A 19,520-nucleotide genomic window follows, 5' to 3' on the forward strand; every position below is an offset into this window, starting at 1 on the left:
TCAGGCGCTGATCTGCTGCGTCCTGAGCGAGTCGAGCAACTTAGTGTCTATGGCAAAACGCACAATCGTTGCACCGTTCTGCATTGGTGTCACCGTGCAGTCCAACGCGGTCCCGTTGCGCATCTGAATTTCGGCAGTCCATTCAGCACGATCATCGCGCATTTCGACAAACTCGCGGATTTCTCCCAAGATCGGCGTTGCGACGCAACGATCCTGCCAGCTTCGCGTCACGGCCATCACGGTGTCGGCCTGAAAACCAACCTCACCCGTGTCGCCCCAAAGCTTTTGATAGGCATAGTTTGTCAGCGCCAGCGTTCCATCATCCGCAAAGACCGCGATGGCATCAGCCAGCTTGTCCAGAATCGATTGCATCAGGTCCATTTCAGAGCGGAACCGGCGGGTCAGAGTAATCTCGGCCGTAATATCTTCGAACAAAAAGGCTACGGCACCATCCGGATGCGGTCGGCCGCTGACTGAATAGACAGATCCGGATGGCAAGGACCAGGTTTCCTGATATTCGCCATCTTCTGCGGCCTCGAGCAGGTCGTTCATCTGTCGGCGCCAGCTGCGATAGTTCTTCGGCTCTGGCATCATGTGCTGATCACGCAAGCGGTCAAAAAAGCTGCTGAGGCTGGGGCGGCAGCTTAGAAAATCGGGCGGCAGGCTTGTCAGGTCAATCAGGGCTGGATTGAACAATGCCAGTTGGCGGTTGCGGTCGAAGATAGCCAATCCAATCGACAGCTGCGCAAAAGTTTTGGTCATTGTCTGAACGAATTTGCGCTGCGCTGTTTCGGCCTGGACAATGGCGTTGACGTCGACGGCGTAGCACAGGCGTCCTTCATCATGCTCGATTTGAGTCAAATCGAACCACAACCTACTACTACTTCCTGCAACATCGACGGAGACGCGCGACTTTCCACCTGGACGCGACTCGTCCTGAGGTGCCGGAAACAACGGTGCGGTCAAATCAGCATCCAGACCGCGTGCCTTTCGCACCAGAGCGACATAGGCCGCATTGCACCATCGAATCCTGTTACTGCTTGTCAGCAACCAAACGGGGTAGGGCGCCCGGTCCATTGCCAGCCGGATGGGGTCGTTCGGATCCCTTAGCCCGGCGTGTTTTGCTTTAGGGGTTTCGCGCAGCTGCACACGGACGATTCCGTCAATCCATTCGCACACAACTTCACGTTCGACCGTGCAATCGATGGCAGACACGACCAGATTACCCTGATCGCGGACGACCTCTGGTGTTTCAGGAAAAGTCGGGAAATCCCGCTGCAAAAGACGCCGCAAATCGGCCCACCCGGAAACGCGCTCGAACCCCGCAAGGGCGATATCTGAATGGCTTATCAACCGGTCGCCATCAAACAAAAACACCGTGTCAAACAGAGACGAGTTTGTGAACAACCCATAGCTGTCGTCACGGCGTCCGCGACGGGGCAGCAACCATTGTATGGCAACGCAACAAGAGACAAGACTGATCGCGGCCAGAATGATCCAGTCGGCCATATCGCACCCCACACCTGAACGGAACTAAGGCAGATTATGCCGACGATTGGTTAACGGTGTCTTAATCTACGCCTGAATGTGCTGGTTGACGCCGGACGGAACGGGTGTGTCACCTTTCTGGGCATCAATCAGTTTGCGAGGCCATGACACGCTTACAATCGCCCCTTTGCGATCGCGATGGTCTGACAGATGTTGATAAGGGTCAGAACCGTTAGCGAATTCCAACTCGGCCCCGCTGCGTTCCAACAAGGTTTTGGCGATGAACAATCCCAGACCCATGCCCTCATATTCGGGACGCGCGCGCTGATCGGATTCTGCCCGCCTGCGACGGACAAATGGATCTCCGATCCGGCCAAGCATCTGCGCAGGATATCCGCGCCCGTCATCCATGATGTTGATGGTGATCAGATCGGGTGTCCATTCTGCCTCGACCCAGACATTGGCCCGGGCAAAATCCACGGCATTCTGGATCAGATTGCGCAGCCCGTGGATAATTTCAGGCTTTCGCAAGATCGACGGATGTTGCACATCTCCGTCCCCTGCGGGGCCTTCGGTAAAGTGAACCACCTTGCCCCGATCTATATGAGGCTCGGCCGCCTCGTGAATGACAGTCGATAGGGGGGCTTGGCGCAGATGCAGATCGTCCTTACCAGCCCGGCCCATGTCACGCAGAATATCCCGGCACCGATTGGCCTGTTCGCGGATCAGGGCGGCATCTTCCTTGAGGTCCGGGCGATCATCCAGTTCTTCGATCAACTCGGAGCTGGCGAGCTTGATCGTTGCCAGTGGGGTGCCGAGCTCGTGGGCGGCAGCGGCCACAACCCCACCAAGATCCGTCAGTTTCTGCTCGCGCGCCAGTGCCATATGCGTGGCCGAAAGCGCCTCGGACATCGATTGCACTTCGGTGCTGACCCGATGCGAATAGGCGCCAATGAAGACGATTGCGATGATGATTGCTGCCCAGTTGCCGAACAAAAGGATGTCTGGAATGTCCAGGACAAGCCCTAGATCCGTCCGCAATGGCAAATGAAACTCGGCCAGCAAAGTGGTGAGTATTATGGCAACTCCGCCGACAATCAATGTGGACCGGGTGCTCATAACGTTGGCTGAGATTGTCACCGGACCCAGCAGCAGCAATGCAAACGGATTGTTCAACCCACCCGTCAGGTACAAAAGAATGGCAAGCTGCAAGAGGTCAAACAGCACCATTAGGAAATTCTCAAACTCGGACAGGCGCTTGTTCTGTGGAAACAGCAAGATGGCAGTCAAGTTGCCCATAACCGAGATTCCGATGGCCAGATAGCAAAGGCCCAGTTCCAGCTGTACGTGATAATACCGTTGAGCCACCGTAATTGCTGTGAACTGGCCAATAATGGCCACCCATCGCAGCAGGATCAGGGTACGCAGGCGAATCCAGCTGCTGCGTTCCTGGCCGCGCCAAAAGGTCTGGTTGGAATCTGCCATTGGTCCATTATGTCCTGTTGCATAGGCTGATCATCTTGATAGGTGTCCCGGCCGAAACGATCAACAACCCCTTGCGTCTGGATATTCATCATGACCCGCCTTTACGCTATACTCGCTGCCGTCGTTCTTGCCGTTGGCCTTGGCGCCATGTGGCTTATGACACAGGGTGGCGGGTCAGACGATCAGTTCGCACAATGCCGATCCAGCCAGATCGCAGGTGGCACAGCGGCAATTGGGGGACCATTTGAACTGGTCAATGGCAAGGGCGAGACGGTCACTGACAAAGAAGTCATCACCGAACCGACGCTGGTTTATTTTGGCTATACCTTCTGCCCGGACGTCTGCCCGTTCGACATGTCCCGCAATGCCGAGGCAATCGACATTCTGGCCGAGCGCGGCCAATCTGTGACACCGCTTTTCATCTCAATTGACCCGGATCGCGACACGCCAGAGGTCGTCGGAGACTACGCCTTTAACCTGCATGAGCGGATGATCGCGCTGACCGGATCACCGGAACAGGTCAAGGCGGCCAGCAAGGCCTATAAAACCTACTACAAAGCACATGACAAAAGCGACGAATACTACTTGGTCGATCATTCCACCTTCACCTATCTGGTCACGCCCGAACATGGATTCCTCGAGTTTTTCAAGCGCGAAGACACGGCCGAGCAGATGGCTGACAAGGTGGGCTGCTTTCTGGACCAGGTCTAACAGTGACACATCGGTTTGACCTTTGTTCCCGCGCTGCTATTACTCATATTCACGCCAAAGGCATGAAATAGCAGAAAGACCCACATATGGCAGACAGTTCTCAGCTTGATATTGGCCCTGACAAATCGCTGCTGTTGGTAGATGATGATGAGCCGTTTCTGAGACGTTTGGCCAAGGCCATGGAGAAACGCGGCTTTGAAGTGGAAACCGCAGGCTCTGTTGCCGCGGGCCGCGCAATTTCAACAGCTCGCCCACCCGCCTATGCGGTTGTCGATCTTCGGTTAGAGGATGGCAACGGCCTGGATGTGGTCGAGGTACTGCGCGAAAAGCGCCCGGACAGCCGGGTTGTGGTGTTGACCGGATATGGCGCGATTGCCACCGCTGTTGCGGCAGTAAAGATCGGGGCGACGGACTATCTGTCGAAACCTGCAGATGCGACCGATATCACCAACGCGCTACTGGCCAAGGGCGATGAGCTGCCACCGCCGCCGGAAAACCCCATGAGCGCGGATCGCGTCCGCTGGGAACATATCCAGCGCGTTTATGAGCTGTGTGATCGCAATGTCAGCGAAACGGCGCGGCGTTTGAATATGCACCGCCGGACCCTGCAGCGGATCTTGGCCAAGCGCAGCCCGCGGTAAGTGGTTTTGGCCCGTCGGTGTACGCACCGGACCGGCCCTCTGAAACCCCAGATTTCGTTAGGCACGGTCAGTCACGACCGTGCCTTTGTTGCTTGTAACCCAATGATTTGCTGCCACTCGGGTATTGAAAGTCGTTTTGTTAACCAGTTTTGTGCTATCGCGCTAACCACTGCGAGCTGATGGCCCGCAACATCTCAAGTCTAGCGCTCTCAACAGAAAAAGTGAGAACCCCCAAGTGTCTCTTTTGCCAAACACCCCTTACGATGCCCTGAAAATTTCGAACCCCGTCCTTAGGGGGATTGTTTCGCTGGTGACGAAGGCTGCGGAGACGTTTGGGTTTTGGCGACATCCGCGCAAGGGCGCTGCAGGTGATGTCGCCGAGATGAACCTGCTGGACAACCTGTATTGGGTCTACAAGTGTAAAAACCCCGTCGAACTGCCCGAGGCTGAGCTTGAAACCTCAGAGTTCATGCAATCCACTGACGCTCAGTTGTCACAGCGCACCAACGATGACAGCGCAACGACGGTCACGTTGAGTTTTGCCGGGGACATATTGCGAACCCACCGGGCCGAGGTCGCGCAGGATCAGGTCTACGCGCAGATCGAAGATCTTTTGTTTCAAGATGACGTTGTAATTGCCAACTATGAATCTCCGGTCACGACACAGCCCCTGTTGGACGAAGTGATCGGAGATGCCGGCCCGCCAGTTGAATGTGCGTCCGAAGATCAGTTCGATGCCCTGACCAGCCACAACGGGAAGGTCTTTGATGTTTTGAACCTGGCGAACAACCATATCTTCGACATGGGTGTTGAGGGGTTGGAAACCACTCTGACCGCGTTGAAGCAAAGAAATATCCTGCAAGTCGGCGTGAATGAAACTGAGTCTGAGATAAGTGCGGTTAAATCAATTGAACGAAACGGCATAAAGCTGGGCTTTGCATCCTGTGCGTTTGGCACCAATGGCCAATCGCTGCCGGAAGGCCAACCCTACAGCGTCAATCTTGCAAAGCTGACGTCAAAACACGAAGCACCGGATATGGCTCTGCTCAAGACACAGATATCTAACGCCAAAGCGGCCAACTGTGATCTGACCATAGCGATCATCCACTGGGGTCATGAGTTCGAACTGTTCCCGCGCCGCGCGCAGCAAAAAGCAGCCGAAGAATTGGCCGATTTCGGAGCCGATATCATTGTTTGCCATCACCCGCATGTCGCCCAACCTATTCAGCTTTATAAATCAAAGTCGGACAGCAGCCGGATCGTACCCATTGCCTATTCACTGGGAAGTCTGCTGTGGGGCTTTTCCCATGAGCATATCGCCACCAGCAAAATCCTTCAGATCGAAGTGCAAAAATCCCAGGGTAAGACGGCGATCACAAACCTCAAGGCAACGCCGGTTCGCTGGCGGGCCCACGAGGTCGAGGGGCGCATTGCTCAGAAAGTGGAGCGAGCGGCCAGCTGATCAGCATTTCAGCTTCGCTTCCGGCAATTTGGCTTGAATTGTCGTTGTCATTGGCCTGCCGCACCGAAACTTGATTGGCTCTACTGTTGTGTCCGCGGTCTTGCCGGAATTGTAGTTAGCAAATCTAGCGCTTGATGAGAAACTATCAGCAAAGTCTGCTATGCAGGACAAAGCCGAGCTCAAAACTTCTTCGGATAAGTGAAAACTTCCGGCCCAAACCGGACACTCGATCAAGTGTAACTTTGCTGCGGTCACACCTGCTTTCCGACATTCGCTGCAACTGCGAATTGCCCGGCATGCTAAACTCACACAAAGCGAAACTTGTCGGACTTTCCCGAAACGCCGCCCAAATCACTGACGCTCATGCGAGCCATTTGCAAGTCGCCTGTCCGTGAAAGCCCGAAGCCCCATAACTTAAACGGATGTTACCTACTGGTTCTTATTGGTGCTTGTAACGGCACGCCAGTCTTCCTTTGGTGGCCTGTCTAACAGATCTTGGGCGCGGGCCATCATGGCGGCTGAGGCGGGGTCTCCGTTTCGCGCCCGGTCTGCAGCCGCGAATGCGGCAACAGCGTTTTCAAACCGCCCTGCCCGATAATGTGCAAGACCCTGTTCATAAGCCTCTATCCAGGCAAATGGTTCGTCACGCCCATCCGCCATCGCGATCAGTTCGTAGACCACCAGCTCTTCAACACGTCCAAACACGGTAAGCGTGTCCAACTCGCGGACCACGATTGCGTCGGCTGCCTGTCGCCTCGTTTCCGGCCCGATCAAGATTAGCGTTCCATAGTCTTTGTTAGCCCCTTCCAACCGGCTGGCAACGTTCACGACATCACCGATCGCGGTGTAGTTCAACCGTTGCTCTGATCCGATATTTCCGACCAGAGCCTCGCCGCTGTTCAACCCGATCCTGACGCGCAAAGGGTTGCCGGCTTCATCTTCGATTCCGGACGCGGCCACGGCAGCGACAAGGTCCAGCGCTGCGCGGCAGGCGTTTTCAGCGTGGTTAGCATCTTTACGCGGCGCCCCCCAAAACGCCATTACGGCATCGCCAATAAACTTGTCGATCGTCCCACCATTTTGAGTAATGGCCGCAGAGGCCGCGCTGAAGAAGGGCTCCATCAGCTGGACAATCTTTGGGCCAAGTTTTTCGGACAGCCCAGTGAAACCCGTAACATCGCAAAACAACACAGATATCTGCTTCATTTCTCCGCCCGGCTGTATTTTGATGCCCTCAGCAACCAGCATACGCACGAGATCGGTGGGCACGTATTTTCGGAAAGCGGACAAACCAGCGGCCATGCTCGCGGTTGCCGCAGAAAGATTGGCAAGCTCAGACAGTTTGGAGGGTCTGCGCGCAATGCGTTCGACGTCAAAGCGTTCGATTTTGCCAAGATCTTCGGCGATGCGCGCCAACGGATTTGCGACAATGCTTCGGATCAGCCAGATCGCCAGCCCGGTTGCGACCACCACCACACCGATCAAAACGTATATCAGGTCTATCAGCGTTTCATCGATGCCCGACAGAAACGCCGCTTCGGGTATGACCGTGGCAACGCGCCAGCCGTAAAACCCCAGTGGCGTCAGCGCCACCGCATAAGGCACGCCGTCGATGACGACACGTTTCGTCAACGTGCCCGGAGCATTCGCTTGGGGGTCTGCCAACAACCTTTCGCCTGAGATCATGGCAACTTCATAAAGCCTCCCTTCGCCCATGCGCGCCGGTGTAATCTCATCCGCTTCTGCATCAGGTACCGCAATAACTTTGCCGTCAGCATTCAGTATAAATGCCGCGCCGAATTCGCCGGGAACAAGCGTGGCGAGAAAACGTGACAAACGATCCGTTTCGATTGCAACGGCCAGAACACCTTGCCGCCTTCGGTTGACGTCGATCGGACCAGCAAAGGCGTAGACGGTTTTGTCACTATCCGGAAGGTCGCGCGCTTCGATCCACCCCGCAGAGCTGAGCCCCATGAAGTTTTCAAACCAGGCATGTTCGCGCGGATCATAGGATGTTTCGGTAAAGGTCCGCTCCTCGAACTGAATGTCACCGGGGATAAAGATGTAGCGATCCTTACGCAGCATTCGGTCCCGGATTCCCTTGTCGATTTCAATCATCTCAAGCCCGCCGTCACCTAGACGGTGCGACGCGAAAAAATTGCCATCGGGCCAGCCAAAGAACATCCAAGAGATATTCGGCTGCGCCTGCAATTGTGACAGAAAAACAAACTCGCGCTTGTCGGCCTGTCGCGTCGCGATGACGTTCTGAACAAAGATTGTACGAACGGCGGCCCAGGCGGCTTCGGCCGATCTGAGCGTCACCCCCACCTCGATGCGGACAGTGTTCGCGATCTGGCCGTTGATTTCAGCCGCAAGCATGCGGCTATTGTCGCGCGCAGTCGTCCACCATAGGGAATGGACAATAAAGGTCGACACCCCGATGGATACGGCCACCAGAATTGACACAGCGATGCCCACGCTAAATCGCACTTAAATCTCCGCCAAAAAACTCATACGCTTCAGTATTGAATTGAGACTGCTAGGAGGGCAAAGCTTTCTTAGACCCTATCCCGAAATCTCACACAACTGTTAGGTAGAAGCAAAGGACTGTGTTGAAGCGAGCGCTTGAACCTTGACTGCTGAAGCTGGCCTTTGCGATTTTGCCAGACACTGCGCGCAAGTGAACGTGCGGCCCAAAGCCGTCAGTAACGATCAGCGTCGCTGCGATGCAGCTTCCCCGGGAGCGGACGTTGATAGTCAGCGCAGCACTTCGAAGGTGCCGATGACGGCTATGCGGACGGCGACCGCAGAATTGCGATACGGTTTCGAATGACAGGTTTGGGTCGTCGGCGGAAGGTTTCGAACCAGAAAGTAAAATATGCTGAGAATGCTCTAATGACCCCAATGAACCCGAGGTGACACATACTGCGACTGACATTGATATGTGATCGGCTGACTTTTTCTGCCGTTCGTTGAAATATTTTTTGTGTCAGCTTGCCAAAAGCCACGCACAGCATCACCTCACGACTGCTCGCCGCATTTAAGCAGAGCGAAGGAGACTTAATGTCTACGATTGCGGCACGCTAAGGTTCACCTGATCGGACCGACCTGAACCAAAAGACTTCCGCGCAAGAGACCGGAAGCCCATTTAGTTTACATAAGATCAAGAGACAATTCATTGAATATCTCAACGCACGAATAGCGTATTTTGCACGTTCTGGCGCAAGGTGGAGCTATCCAATTTGAGCGTACGACGAACGCCAAAGTGCGCGAAATTCTCTATTTAACACGCAAAGGCCATGTCTTGGCTGATTGCTCGCTGAAGCTCTTGGACCGTCTGAGGAAGCGGCGGTTCATCAAATCGGAAAATGGACAACCCTACCGCGCTACACGGCTTGGCATTCGCTCCGTGAACCCCCAATACTCAACCGATAAGGACATTCAGGAAATGAAAAAACCGACAATCAATCCAACGTCTTCGGACGATATCCCGGGGCTAAAAACCGTACTGGACGGCACCGAGCTTTTCCCAAGTACGTTGCTTCCCTACATGCTTGCACCGGCATTGAAAGGCGAAACATAAGCCCTCTGGCTGACGTGCCATCAAGACGGTGAGGCTGTCGGCCTGTGCTAAACGGTCCCCGAAGATTTGGCAGATGGAACCTGGAATACGCTGGCACTAGCGGTACGTCCCGACCTGCAAGGCAAACGTCTCGGGGCTGCACTGCTCCGGGCGGCGGAGCAGCACTTGAAAGGCAAGGGGCAGCGCATCTTGATCGTAGACACATCCGGCTCTGATGACTTCGCGCTTACACGTAAGTTCTATGCCAAAAATGGTTACGAGGAAGAGGCCCGCATCCGCGACTTCTGGGCCGACGGGGACGATAAAGTGGTCTTCCGAAAGGCTCTCTAAAAAGAAAAGCACTCTGCAAGCAACGCGGCGGAGGGCATCCTTTGCCGACATTCGTCCACTGTGCAGCATCAAGCACTAAGGCTCTGATCCGGACCTTTGCTGTAAGGTCTGCCTATGACCGTAAGGCGGGAACTGCTGCCTTTCGCCGCAAATTTTCGAGTGTCCGGTTCAGATTGAGTTCATGTTTCGAACTGATAAGCTGGATTTAGACTGGATTTTTGGGCGAGGTTTAGAAAATTGAGACAGTGGGTTCCATCATAAAGCTGCGCGATCCAATTGATGCGGACGCACAGGTGCATTTCTCGTATCCGCCTGTAGCAGAGATTGTCCGAATGTATGGTGGTGAAACAACAAGCTTGCCCAAACCCGATCTGGACCGATCAAAACGGTGGCTCGAATGGTTGCGCGGTCACCCCTTTGCCAAGATCATTATCTGCGATGGCGGCCCTGTCGGGCAGGTGAGGTTGCACAGTTTGGATAGGGAGGACAAACGCGCGCGCTTGGCAATTGGGCTATTTGCTGAAGAGCATCTTGGGCGTGGTATCGGGCGAAAAGCAGTTCGTCTTGCCCTTGATCATGCTTTTGGAGACATGGGGCTGCATCGCGTCGACCTTCGGGTGTTGTCATTCAACAAACGCGCTATTCGTTGCTACGCTTCTTGCGGTTTTGTCCATGAAGGCACGGAGCGCGAAGCAGCGTGGATCAGTGGCACTTGGTACGACGACTGGATCATGGGCATTCTCGCGCACGAGCACACTAAAGGAACGTAGTAGATTTCGCTTTGATGGCGACCCGATCGAACAAGCTGCCATTCGCACGTCAAGCTGCATTGGTCGTGTAGGGCTCGAAGCGGCCGTTTGATCACTCCGACCCATTCATAGCGACGATATCAGCTTCAAATGCCGCTGCGTATACGCTTGCCGCACCTCTACCGGCGGGCGCAGCCTGATCTTTAACCCGTCAATAACCGCCTTGTCTGGGCGACCAAAGAACTTGCTGGCCTCTGTCTCAGAGAATCCGGCGATTTGCGTCGCCTCCATCCAGGCGCTGATCTTGTCGGCTTTTTTGATTTGGCGTTTGACCGTGGCGGGAACTGCGGCGGGTAGGCCAAACCGGATGTGAATGGCCGCCGCCAGCCGGTCATCCAGCGCTCCGTACCCTGGTCCTACGGCGGATTTCACCGGAGAGATCATATCGCCGATCACATATTCCGGCGCGTCGTGTAACAAGGCCGCGAGCCGCCATTTTATTGAGGTTTTGGGTGCAATCCGGCCAAAAAGCTCTTCGACCAGCAAGGAGTGCTCGGCCACGGAATAGGCAAAGTCCCCCTGTGTTTGCCCGTTCCAGCGGGCGACAAAAGCCAGCCCGTGGGCGATATCTTCGATCTCAATATCCACCGGGGTTGGGTCCAGCAGGTCCAGCCTGCGGCCTGACAGCATCCTCTGCCACGCTCTGGGTTGTGTTGCCATTATGCCATGCCTTGTGAAGTCGGACACATTAAATACGCCCTTTTGTGGTAGGATGTACCTGTCTGGATCACTTGCTGCCAACTTTTTCTTGAGCATTCGTGCTTTGAAACGGCGCGATACGATCCCGATATTATGGACTGAGGGGGGTGCATACTCCTCCCAGTGTGTGCCCCTCTCGAAACGAAACTCGTATCGAAAGGAGCTTGTCATGTTCAAGCGTTTGTTTGCAATTGCCCTGACATTTGGAATGGCCGCTACTGCCCCGCCCGCCTTTGCCCAGAATTGTGCAGAGCGCGAGCATGTGATTACCAAGCTGCAGGACAGCTACGCGGAAGAGCTGGTCTTTGGCGGTTTGCAGAAATCACGTGGCGCACAATCGGTCATGGAGGTCTGGACCTCGAAGGAAACGGGAAGTTACACCGTTCTGGTGACCCACGCGAACGGCCTGAGCTGTATTGTTGCCGTTGGCACGGATTTTTTTGAAGCGATCCCCAAGATCAAGGCTGAGGGGACACCCAGCTAAATTTAACGGCACCATCGCTCGTTTCCAGTCTACCACGTTGCCACCTGCCCCAAGGAGTGCTAGGGGCAGCCCGGACAATTATTTACCGGAGTGGAGAACCTGATGGCCGGGGACTATATCGTTAAGGACATTTCGCTGGCCGAGTTCGGCCGCAAGGAACTGGATATTGCCGAAACAGAGATGCCGGGCCTGATGTCCCTGCGCGCAGAATACGGTGAAAGTAAACCGTTGAAAGGCGCGCGCATCGTTGGTTCGTTGCATATGACGATCCAGACAGCCGTTCTGATAGAAACGCTGGTTGCGCTGGGCGCGGATGTGCGCTGGGCTTCTTGCAACATCTTCTCTACCCAGGACCACGCGGCAGCGGCGATTGCAGCGGCAGGTGTGCCGGTCTTTGCGATCAAGGGTCAGACGCTGGAAGAGCATTGGGATTATCTGGACAAATCCTTCCTGTTCGAAGACGGCCCCAACATGATCCTGGACGATGGCGGCGATGCGACGCTGTATATCCTTCTGGGTGCGCGTGCCGAAGCGGGTGAAGACATCATCCCGGTTCCGGGTTCGGAAGAAGAAGAAGCCATCAAGAAGCAGATCGCCAAACGTATGGCGGCATCGCCTGGCTGGTTCACCAAGATGCGTGGTCAGATTCAAGGTGTCTCCGAAGAAACCACCACCGGTGTGAACCGCCTGTATCAACTGGTCAAAGAAGGCCAGCTGCCGTTCCCGGCAATCAACGTGAACGATTCGGTCACCAAGTCGAAATTCGACAACAAATACGGCTGTAAGGAATCGCTGGTCGACGGCATCCGCCGCGCCACCGACACCATGATGGCCGGTAAGGTCGCCGTGGTTTGTGGTTATGGGGATGTGGGCAAAGGATCGGCCGCTTCGCTGCGCGGCGCGGGTGCCCGTGTGAAAGTGACCGAAGTTGACCCGATCTGCGCGCTTCAGGCTGCTATGGACGGGTTCGAAGTTGTGATTCTGGAAGACGAAGTCGCAAGCGCTGACATCTTCATCACCACCACAGGCAACAAGGACGTGATCCGCATCGAGCATATGCGCGAGATGAAGGACATGGCCATCGTTGGCAACATTGGTCACTTCGACAATGAAATTCAGGTGGCCAACCTGAAAAACCACAAATGGACCAATATCAAGGAACAGGTCGACATGATCGAGATGCCTTCGGGCAACCGCATGATCCTGCTATCCGAAGGCCGCTTGTTGAACCTCGGCAACGCCACAGGCCACCCGTCCTTTGTGATGTCGGCCTCCTTCACCAACCAGGTTCTGGCTCAGATTGAGCTGTTCACCAAGGGTGATGAGTACAATAACGACGTCTACATCCTGCCCAAGCATCTGGACGAGAAGGTCGCGCGCCTGCATCTGGACCGCATCGGCGTGAAACTGACCCAGATGGACAGCGAGCAAGCCGCTTATATCGGCGTGAAGCCCGAAGGCCCCTACAAGCCCGAGCATTATCGTTACTGATTACTTGGCAAATCATGTTTGAGACGGCGGCCAGATTGGCCGCCGTTTTTCTTGGGATATCAGCGCAGGGGTGGGATGAAATCTCCGCGACCTTGAGGCGTAAAATCCAGAATGTTCCAAAGCGGCCATGCGGCATCTACATGACGCGGGTGCCAGTCGCTGGGTTGAAAAAACAACTCAGAGCTCCAAAAGTGATGGATACCGTACTCATCCCGTTGAAAGACGTTCAAGATCGGAAGTTGGCTTCCGTCTTCCGCCTCGGCCAGGTAGTCGCGCTGATAATCTGTTCCGAGCGCAGAAAAAAGAGGCAGCTCTGTCCAGCCCATCTGGGTTTTGAGATTGGTCAGCTTCTCGGGCGCGTTTTCTGCGACAACCGCAAAGGCGATTTTTCTAGAAAGATGCGCAATCTGGCCGTTCAACCCGTCCAGAAAGGCTGAACACATGGGGCAGGGCGATTCCGCCTGCGACCCGTACATCAGTGAGTAGATAGCCAGCGTATCGTGTGATCCGAACAGAGATGACATCGATGCCGCACCTCCTTGCAGAGTGCGAAACTCATAGTCGCGTGGAACCCTACCGCCTTTGGGTAGATCACGCCGCAGGTTGGCGACGTTTTCGATCTGTGCCCTCAGATCTGCTTCGGCTGCAAGCAGGCTGTTGCGAGCGGTCCTATATTCGGGGCTTTCATTTGGCAGGGAAACGGTCACGGTCCTCTCCTGATTTTATAATTTAACATTTAAGTTAATTAATAACATGCCAAAAATCAACCTAGGTTCCGGCTAGGCTTTGCTTACGGGGAATGACGGAAATTTTTCCCTTTGTCTGAAGATCTCTTCTGTTTAACCTGCTGGCACCTTTTCAGGAATTTCAAAAACGCAGCCAAGACTGCAAACAGGGAGAGTGATTTATGGGTAAACGCGACGAACTTATCGCCAAATATGCTGAAGATTTGAAAAACAAATGTGGCATGACCGCGGATATGGACCTGCTGACCAAGGTTACAATCGGATGCGGTCCGGCCATCTACAATGCAGACGCGGCGACCGTCGCAGCGAGCCAGGAGTCGGAGCTGGAAACCGTCAAGAACAACTTCCTCATCAAAAAACTGGGGCTGTCCGATGGGCCCGAACTTATGGCAGCAATCAAGAAAGCCATGGAAACCTATGGCATGTCAGAGCGCAACAAGTATCGCGCCGTCGTTTACTACATGCTGATCAAGCATTTCGGCAAAGAGTCGGTCTACAGTTAATCCCGTTTCAACACCAAGGAGGCACCCGTCGGTCACCGGCGGGTGTTTTGTATTTTAGCTTTAGTTTAAGCACTTGCAGTTTGAACGAGGCACAGTGAACCGGGTAAGGTCAGGTTGTGACCAGGACGGTCAGAACCAGCATATTCTATACACGTGTGGTGAGTAGGGAGCACGTGGGGTAGGGAAGGTTCTGCGTCGTCAGGGCCTTCCCTTTTTCAATCCGCCTGTGTTTGCCCAATCCCACAGACAATCACCCACTCTGCGTCGCTGACAGGCTGAACGGACAGGCGCGAGTTTCTGACCAAAACCATTTCAGACAAACGCTCATCTGCTTTGATCTGATCCAGCGTCACGGCAGCTGTGAAAGGGCGTATGGCTTTGATGTCCACGCATTCCCAACGTTCGTCATCTGTGGTGCTGTCTGGATGGGCTTCGGCACAAACCTCGACAATTCCGACGATCGCTTTGTCTTTCTGGGAATGGTAGAAAAACCCCCAGTCCCCTACGTTCATCTGGCGCATGAAATTGCGCGCCTGATAGTTGCGCACGCCGTCCCATTCCTCGCCGACGTCGCCTTTGGCGACTTGCTGATCCCAGCTCCAGGTCGAAGGTTCGGATTTGAACAACCAATACGCCATCAGCCAACCACCTTCTTCCACGCAATCAGTTCGACCGAGTCAAACAAGCCAGCCTTTGCGTAGGGGTCATTGTCCGCCCAGAGTTGCGCTGCGGCCAGATCATCCACATCAAGAACAATCAGCGAGCCGATCATTGCATCACCATCCAGCAGGGGACCAGCTTGCGCAACGACTCCGGTTTCTTCGATATAGGCCAGATGGGCAGACCGGTTGTCCAATCGGGTTTGCAGGGCGCCAGCCTTGTCGCGGGCGATCAGGGCGATCAGCATATTATTCCTCCTTGAGCGGGCGATTGAGCAGCGATTGAATCGCCTCGGTCACACTGTAGGCGCCACTGCTGAGTTCCGCCACTGTTGTGCTGATTGGCATGTCCAGCCCTTCAGCGGCGGCAATGTCGGCCAAAGCCCGCGCCGTCGCGACGCCTTCAACGGTGGTCGATGCATCAAATGTCTGTTTTTGCCCAAGGGACAGGCCATACCGGTAGTTGCGCGACAAGTCGGATGAGCAGGTCAGTACAAGATCACCCAGCCCTGACAACCCCATCAGTGTTTCTGGCTGACCGCCGCGCAGGGCAGCAAAGCGCTGCATTTCGGCAAAGCCACGGGTGATAAGCGCTGCACGGGCGCTGTCGCCAAGGCCCGCACCAATGCTTGCACCGCAGCCTATCGCCATCACATTCTTCAACGCGCCACCCAGCTCTGCCCCAACGGTATCGGTGGTGCGGTAAAGGCGCAGATTGGCGGTGGTGAGTTCGTTTTGCAGGGCGTGCCCCAGCCCGGCTTCGGAGCATGCAAGCGTAAGGGCCGTCGGAAGACCCCGGGCAATATCATCAGCAAAGCTTGGGCCGGTCAACAAAGCAGGTTGCGCGTCGGGGATCGTCTGCGCAATGACCGAAACCGGCCCCATTCCCGATGCCAATTCAATGCCCTTGCAACACGCGACCAGCGTCTTGCCCCCCAACGCAGACGCATATCGGGTCAGAACCGCGCGAAGCTGCTGCATCGGAACAGCCAAAAGCAGGACATCGCCTTGCGCCGCGTGATCGATATCAGAGGTGGCGTTGATTTCGGTGGGCAAGGCAACACCGGGAAGGCGGGTGTTTTCGCGAGCCCCCTGCATGCGCCTGGTCTGCTCGGCGTCACGAGACCACAGTGTAACAGGCCCTTTATGGGCCAGTGAGATGGCTAAAGCCGTGCCAAACGCACCTGCGCCAAGGATCGATACGCTCATGCCTTTGCGCCTTTTTTCCCGCTGCCCAGCATGGCAGGGCTGGATTGGTCCAGCGGCCAGCGCGGTCGGGCCATCAGATCCAACCCATCGCTGGCACCGCCGCGAAACCGCTCAAGACCCGCATAGGCGATCATCGCTGCGTTGTCGGTGCACAAGGCAAGTGGCGGCGCGGTGAAGCGTGCGCCAAACTCAGCACAAACCGTCTCTAACACGGTTCGTATGGCTGAGTTTGCAGCGACCCCTCCTGCGACGGCGACGACCGGGTCATCCGGATCTTGTTGAAGATAAAGGGCGATAGCCCGGCGGGTTTTTTCGGCCAGCGTGTCGACAACAGCTTGTTGAAACCCAGCGCACAGATCGGCCCGATCCTGTCGGGTCAACCCGCCCTTTTCGGCGACAATCTGATCTCGTGTCCGCATCAGCGCGGTTTTCAGGCCGGAAAATGACAGATCACATCCTGGGCGATCCAGTAGTGGGCGCGGAAATCGGAACCGCTTGGGATCGCCCAACTTCGCCTCAGCTTCGACGGAAGGTCCGCCGGGTTGCGGCAGACCCAGAAGGCGCGCGGTTTTGTCGAAGGCTTCACCGGGCGCATCGTCAATCGTCCCACCCAATCGGGTGAAGTCTTCGGGGCTGTGCGCAATCAGGTATTGGCAGTGCCCGCCAGAGACGAGCAACATCAGATAAGGAAAGGCAATTCCGTCGGTCAGACGCGGCGTCAGCGCGTGACCAGCCAGATGATTGACGCCGATCAGGGGCAGTCCGGTCGCTGCGCTAAGCCCTTTTGCGCACATCACACCGGAAATGACCCCGCCGATCAGCCCCGGCCCGGCGGTCACGGCTATGGCGTCGATGTCGCTGAGGGCCATGTCAGCCTTTTCCAGCGCCTGTACCACGCAGACATCCAGCTTTTCCGCATGCGCCCGCGCTGCGATTTCGGGAACGACACCGCCAAATGCGCTGTGCAACTCGGTCTGGCCATGAACGATCGAGGACAGAATCTCGGCCTGCGCTCCCTCGGTTTGGCGCACGATTGCGGCCGCTGTGTCATCGCAGCTGCTCTCCAATCCAAGGACGGTAAGTGTTTGCACCATAGGCCTGATCCGTTGCATCATGATTGCCAAGCGGGGTAACACCCTGCGCGGACGCAAACAATCCTCAAGGCCGAAGGCGCCGCCCATTGTATTTGTTGATGACCCGCCCTCGCGCCGCCTCGGAAAGGTTTGTCGCGCACCTGCCGACCCGCACCAGATCACGGGTTACGGTCATCCATTCGCCCTTGCTGGACATCAGACCGTTGGCCACGCAGGTGGTGACACACGGCATGCGGGGCTTGATATTTTCATCAGCCAATGGCGTGAACGCGGCGGTCTCGCTGGGTGTCACCCGCGATCTGCCTGCATATTGCGTCGGGTCGACCACCACAGACACCGCCAACAGGGCCGGCTGGCAGGCGCATATGGCTGGTGGAACGGCGGAAGAGCTGGTGGCGGCGTTATTACAAATCAGGCCGAATAGCCCGTTGTTGCATCTGCGCGGCGAACACAGCCGCGGCAATGTCGCTGAAAGACTGACTGAGCTGGGCGTAACCACGCTGGAGCAGCCGATCTATCAACAGCGTCTATTGCCCTTGACCGATGAAGCCCTTGGTGCCGCGGCAGGGGAAAATACTGTTATCGCGCCGATTTTCTCGCCCCGCACCGCGCGACAATTTGCCGACGTTTGGGACGGACCAGCCCCATTGCTGCTCGCCGCCATTAGCGAAGCAACGGCTGAACCCCTTAAAAACTTAGGATATGAGCGACTGAAGGTTACGAAAGAGCCGACACCCAAGAAAATGCGTAAAGCCGTCAAAAAGCTTGTGAAACATGCGATGCGGGTTGAGGGTGAGCCGGGTGCGGACTAACTTGGCACAGTCTTCAGTTTTGGTGATTTCGGATTCGATAAGGGGAATTTGACGGTGGCTGCTAAGAAAAAAACCGATCAGGAGCCGGTGGAAGAGCCTAAATCGGATGTTGTGGCCGAGAATACGGATGCCGAATCCAACGTTGAACCCGAAGATACAAGTCTTGACCCGGCTGACGCCGAGCAAGAGCTGACTTCCGAAGCCGAAGCCGAAGCCGAAGCCGAAGCCGAAGCCGAAGCCGAAGCCGAAGCCGAAGCCGAAGCCGAAGCCGAAGCCGAAGCCGAAGCCGAAGCGCCTTCCGCAGAAGAAAAGACTGTTGAACGCGTTGTTGAAAAACGCGGTGGGTTTGTTCCTGCGCTGATTGGCGGTGTGATTGCCGCTGGGATCGGATATGTGGTTGGCAACGGTGGGTTTTTGCCCTCGGATTCCGGCAATTCCGATGCCATCGCGGCGCTTGAGACCAAGCTGACCGATCAGTCGGAGCAGATTGCCAAGCTTTCAAAAACAATATCCGACGGTCCGGATGTCTCGGGCCTGTCAGATCAGCTCAAGGCGCTTGCTGACAAGCTGACGCCGGTTGAAAATGATCTGAACGCGGTGAAGTCCAGTGTGGACAGCCTAAGCGGACAAGTTGGACCCTTGGGTGACAGGCTGTCTGATCTTGAGAAAAATCCGATTGAAGCAAATGTTTCGCCAGAAGCCACTAAAGCCTTTGAGGCTGAATTGGAAAAACTGCGCGATTCACTGGCTGCACAACGCAGCGAAGTGGAAAAGATGGTCTCAGACGCGCAGGCATTGGAAGCCAAAGCCTCAGCCCAGGCCCTCGCGGCGACCAATGCCGCCATCCTGTCGCGCTTGCATGGTCAATTGGATGCCGGTCAGCCTTATGCCGAGCTAATTACCGAACTGAAGACGGGTGGCGTGGAAGTACCTGACGCATTGTCGACGCCCGCAGTGAAGGGCGTGCAAACGCTTTCAGATCTGCGTGCCTCGTTTGCACCGGCGGCGCGTTCGGCACTTTCGGATGCACGGGATGCGGATAAGGGTACAGGCCTGATTGCCTTCCTGCAGCGTCAAACCGGCGCGCGTTCGGTGACACCGCAGGACGGGGACAGCCCCGATGCAATCCTGTCGCGCGCGCAGGCGGCATTGGCCGACGGAGATCTGTCCAAGGTGCTGAGTGAACTAAAATCCCTGCCCGAAGCGGCGCAGACAGCGATGGCTGATTGGGAGCAGGCAGCCCAGACGCGGGTGTCCGCCGTAGATGCCGCAAACACGCTTGCTTCAAGCCTGAACTCGAATTGAAGGACCTGC

The 19,520-nt window shown here is 55.8% G+C and carries 20 protein-coding genes and 1 pseudogene; 12 read left to right on the top strand and 9 right to left on the bottom strand.

What is annotated here, in order from left to right; genetic code table 11:
- Both ACR0BU_RS11730 and regB read right to left on the bottom strand, forming a co-directional pair.
- On the bottom strand, positions 1 to 1,509 hold the full coding sequence (locus ACR0BU_RS11730) for a PAS-domain containing protein (RefSeq protein ID WP_480737394.1): 1,509 nt from the start codon (positions 1,507 to 1,509) through the stop codon (positions 1 to 3).
- A 66-nt stretch (positions 1,510 to 1,575) separates the two neighbouring features.
- Positions 1,576 to 2,973 (bottom strand): sensor histidine kinase RegB, encoded by a 1,398-nt coding sequence (regB, locus tag ACR0BU_RS11735; protein WP_298935846.1) that lies wholly within the window; start codon positions 2,971 to 2,973, stop codon positions 1,576 to 1,578.
- Between the two features lie 90 nt (positions 2,974 to 3,063).
- Here regB and ACR0BU_RS11740 point away from each other — a divergent pair, with 90 nt between their 5' ends.
- From ACR0BU_RS11740 to ACR0BU_RS11750, 3 genes are all read left to right on the top strand, one after another.
- Complete coding sequence (locus ACR0BU_RS11740) at positions 3,064 to 3,684, top strand: SCO family protein (protein ID WP_480737393.1); 621 nt, start codon at positions 3,064 to 3,066, stop codon at positions 3,682 to 3,684.
- Between the two features lie 86 nt (positions 3,685 to 3,770).
- Positions 3,771 to 4,325 carry an ActR/PrrA/RegA family redox response regulator transcription factor gene (locus ACR0BU_RS11745; protein WP_050604676.1) on the top strand — a complete coding sequence of 185 codons (555 nt, stop codon included), beginning with the start codon at positions 3,771 to 3,773 and terminating at the stop codon, positions 4,323 to 4,325.
- Positions 4,326 to 4,635: 310 nt separating this feature from the next.
- On the top strand, positions 4,636 to 5,787 hold the full coding sequence (locus tag ACR0BU_RS11750; RefSeq protein ID WP_480737392.1) for a CapA family protein: 1,152 nt from the start codon (positions 4,636 to 4,638) through the stop codon (positions 5,785 to 5,787).
- A gap of 429 nt (positions 5,788 to 6,216) precedes the next feature.
- Here the strand turns inward: ACR0BU_RS11750 and ACR0BU_RS11755 are convergent, their stop codons facing one another.
- Positions 6,217 to 8,277, bottom strand: coding sequence for an adenylate/guanylate cyclase domain-containing protein (locus ACR0BU_RS11755; RefSeq protein ID WP_299081244.1), 2,061 nt, complete (start codon positions 8,275 to 8,277; stop codon positions 6,217 to 6,219).
- Between the two features lie 718 nt (positions 8,278 to 8,995).
- Between ACR0BU_RS11755 and ACR0BU_RS11760 the strand changes: the two are divergent.
- The 4 genes and pseudogenes from ACR0BU_RS11760 to ACR0BU_RS11775 form a co-directional block, all read left to right on the top strand.
- Positions 8,996 to 9,199 (top strand): annotated as a pseudogene (locus ACR0BU_RS11760) (YjhX family toxin); the annotation flags it as partial.
- A gap of 36 nt (positions 9,200 to 9,235) precedes the next feature.
- Positions 9,236 to 9,370 carry a hypothetical protein gene (locus ACR0BU_RS11765; RefSeq protein WP_480737571.1) on the top strand — a complete coding sequence of 45 codons (135 nt, stop codon included), beginning with the start codon at positions 9,236 to 9,238 and terminating at the stop codon, positions 9,368 to 9,370.
- Between the two features lie 66 nt (positions 9,371 to 9,436).
- Positions 9,437 to 9,700: a GNAT family N-acetyltransferase gene (locus ACR0BU_RS11770; RefSeq protein ID WP_480737390.1), complete on the top strand. Its 264-nt coding sequence runs from the start codon at positions 9,437 to 9,439 to the stop codon at positions 9,698 to 9,700.
- A 245-nt stretch (positions 9,701 to 9,945) separates the two neighbouring features.
- Positions 9,946 to 10,470, top strand: a complete 525-nt coding sequence (locus ACR0BU_RS11775; RefSeq protein ID WP_299081250.1) for a GNAT family N-acetyltransferase — start codon at positions 9,946 to 9,948, stop codon at positions 10,468 to 10,470.
- A gap of 105 nt (positions 10,471 to 10,575) precedes the next feature.
- Here the strand turns inward: ACR0BU_RS11775 and ACR0BU_RS11780 are convergent, their stop codons facing one another.
- On the bottom strand, positions 10,576 to 11,169 hold the full coding sequence (locus tag ACR0BU_RS11780; protein WP_480737388.1) for an HD domain-containing protein: 594 nt from the start codon (positions 11,167 to 11,169) through the stop codon (positions 10,576 to 10,578).
- A 208-nt stretch (positions 11,170 to 11,377) separates the two neighbouring features.
- On the opposite strand from ACR0BU_RS11780, the gene ACR0BU_RS11785 reads away from it, so the two are divergent.
- Together ACR0BU_RS11785 and ahcY are read left to right on the top strand one after the other, a co-directional pair.
- On the top strand, positions 11,378 to 11,692 hold the full coding sequence (locus ACR0BU_RS11785) for a hypothetical protein (RefSeq protein WP_298937883.1): 315 nt from the start codon (positions 11,378 to 11,380) through the stop codon (positions 11,690 to 11,692).
- A 102-nt stretch (positions 11,693 to 11,794) separates the two neighbouring features.
- Positions 11,795 to 13,183, top strand: coding sequence for an adenosylhomocysteinase (ahcY, locus tag ACR0BU_RS11790; protein WP_298937884.1), 1,389 nt, complete (start codon positions 11,795 to 11,797; stop codon positions 13,181 to 13,183).
- 59 nt (positions 13,184 to 13,242) lie between these two features.
- Here ahcY and ACR0BU_RS11795 read toward each other — a convergent pair whose 3' ends face one another.
- Positions 13,243 to 13,890 carry a DUF899 family protein gene (locus ACR0BU_RS11795; RefSeq protein ID WP_480737387.1) on the bottom strand — a complete coding sequence of 216 codons (648 nt, stop codon included), beginning with the start codon at positions 13,888 to 13,890 and terminating at the stop codon, positions 13,243 to 13,245.
- A gap of 200 nt (positions 13,891 to 14,090) precedes the next feature.
- Between ACR0BU_RS11795 and ACR0BU_RS11800 the strand changes: the two genes are divergently transcribed.
- The gene (locus ACR0BU_RS11800) at positions 14,091 to 14,432 is read left to right on the top strand and encodes a DUF2853 family protein (protein ID WP_298937886.1); all 342 of its coding nucleotides are present in this window, start codon (positions 14,091 to 14,093) and stop codon (positions 14,430 to 14,432) included.
- Positions 14,433 to 14,647: 215 nt separating this feature from the next.
- On the opposite strand, the gene ACR0BU_RS11805 is transcribed toward ACR0BU_RS11800, so the two are convergent.
- Genes ACR0BU_RS11805 through tsaD form a run of 4 tightly spaced genes read right to left on the bottom strand, consistent with a single transcriptional unit; the run spans position 14,648 to position 17,394 of the window.
- A complete protein-coding gene (locus ACR0BU_RS11805) occupies positions 14,648 to 15,070 on the bottom strand; it encodes an EVE domain-containing protein (protein ID WP_298937887.1) in 423 nt (140 codons plus the stop codon).
- Positions 15,070 to 15,339 (bottom strand): YciI family protein, encoded by a 270-nt coding sequence (locus tag ACR0BU_RS11810; protein WP_298937888.1) that lies wholly within the window; start codon positions 15,337 to 15,339, stop codon positions 15,070 to 15,072. Before ACR0BU_RS11810 ends, ACR0BU_RS11805 begins: the two co-directional genes overlap by 1 nt.
- Position 15,340: 1 nt before the next feature.
- Positions 15,341 to 16,300: an NAD(P)H-dependent glycerol-3-phosphate dehydrogenase gene (locus ACR0BU_RS11815; protein WP_480737385.1), complete on the bottom strand. Its 960-nt coding sequence runs from the start codon at positions 16,298 to 16,300 to the stop codon at positions 15,341 to 15,343.
- On the bottom strand, positions 16,297 to 17,394 hold the full coding sequence (gene tsaD, locus ACR0BU_RS11820; protein WP_480737383.1) for a tRNA (adenosine(37)-N6)-threonylcarbamoyltransferase complex transferase subunit TsaD: 1,098 nt from the start codon (positions 17,392 to 17,394) through the stop codon (positions 16,297 to 16,299). Before tsaD ends, ACR0BU_RS11815 begins: the two co-directional genes overlap by 4 nt.
- Positions 17,395 to 17,492: 98 nt before the next feature.
- Here tsaD and ACR0BU_RS11825 point away from each other — a divergent pair, with 98 nt between their 5' ends.
- Both ACR0BU_RS11825 and ACR0BU_RS11830 read left to right on the top strand, forming a co-directional pair.
- Entirely contained in the window at positions 17,493 to 18,206 is a 714-nt protein-coding gene (locus ACR0BU_RS11825; RefSeq protein WP_480737381.1) for a uroporphyrinogen-III synthase, read from the top strand.
- Between the two features lie 54 nt (positions 18,207 to 18,260).
- Complete coding sequence (locus tag ACR0BU_RS11830) at positions 18,261 to 19,511, top strand: COG4223 family protein (protein ID WP_480737379.1); 1,251 nt, start codon at positions 18,261 to 18,263, stop codon at positions 19,509 to 19,511.
- Positions 19,512 to 19,520: the final 9 nt, after the last annotated feature.

The sequence above is a fragment of the Ruegeria sp. CK2 genome (assembly GCF_056536585.1).

Coding starts and splice junctions, on each gene's coding strand:
- ACR0BU_RS11730 (WP_480737394.1), bottom strand. CDS start 1,509: ATGGCCGACTGGATCATTCTGGCCGCGATCAGTCTTGTCTCTTGTTGC.
- regB (WP_298935846.1), bottom strand. CDS start 2,973: ATGGCAGATTCCAACCAGACCTTTTGGCGCGGCCAGGAACGCAGCAGC.
- ACR0BU_RS11740 (WP_480737393.1), top strand. CDS start 3,064: ATGACCCGCCTTTACGCTATACTCGCTGCCGTCGTTCTTGCCGTTGGC.
- ACR0BU_RS11745 (WP_050604676.1), top strand. CDS start 3,771: ATGGCAGACAGTTCTCAGCTTGATATTGGCCCTGACAAATCGCTGCTG.
- ACR0BU_RS11765 (WP_480737571.1), top strand. CDS start 9,236: ATGAAAAAACCGACAATCAATCCAACGTCTTCGGACGATATCCCGGGG.
- ACR0BU_RS11780 (WP_480737388.1), bottom strand. CDS start 11,169: ATGGCAACACAACCCAGAGCGTGGCAGAGGATGCTGTCAGGCCGCAGG.
- ACR0BU_RS11785 (WP_298937883.1), top strand. CDS start 11,378: ATGTTCAAGCGTTTGTTTGCAATTGCCCTGACATTTGGAATGGCCGCT.
- ahcY (WP_298937884.1), top strand. CDS start 11,795: ATGGCCGGGGACTATATCGTTAAGGACATTTCGCTGGCCGAGTTCGGC.
- ACR0BU_RS11800 (WP_298937886.1), top strand. CDS start 14,091: ATGGGTAAACGCGACGAACTTATCGCCAAATATGCTGAAGATTTGAAA.
- ACR0BU_RS11805 (WP_298937887.1), bottom strand. CDS start 15,070: ATGGCGTATTGGTTGTTCAAATCCGAACCTTCGACCTGGAGCTGGGAT.
- ACR0BU_RS11810 (WP_298937888.1), bottom strand. CDS start 15,339: ATGCTGATCGCCCTGATCGCCCGCGACAAGGCTGGCGCCCTGCAAACC.
- ACR0BU_RS11815 (WP_480737385.1), bottom strand. CDS start 16,300: ATGAGCGTATCGATCCTTGGCGCAGGTGCGTTTGGCACGGCTTTAGCC.
- tsaD (WP_480737383.1), bottom strand. CDS start 17,394: ATGGTGCAAACACTTACCGTCCTTGGATTGGAGAGCAGCTGCGATGAC.
- ACR0BU_RS11825 (WP_480737381.1), top strand. CDS start 17,493: ATGACCCGCCCTCGCGCCGCCTCGGAAAGGTTTGTCGCGCACCTGCCG.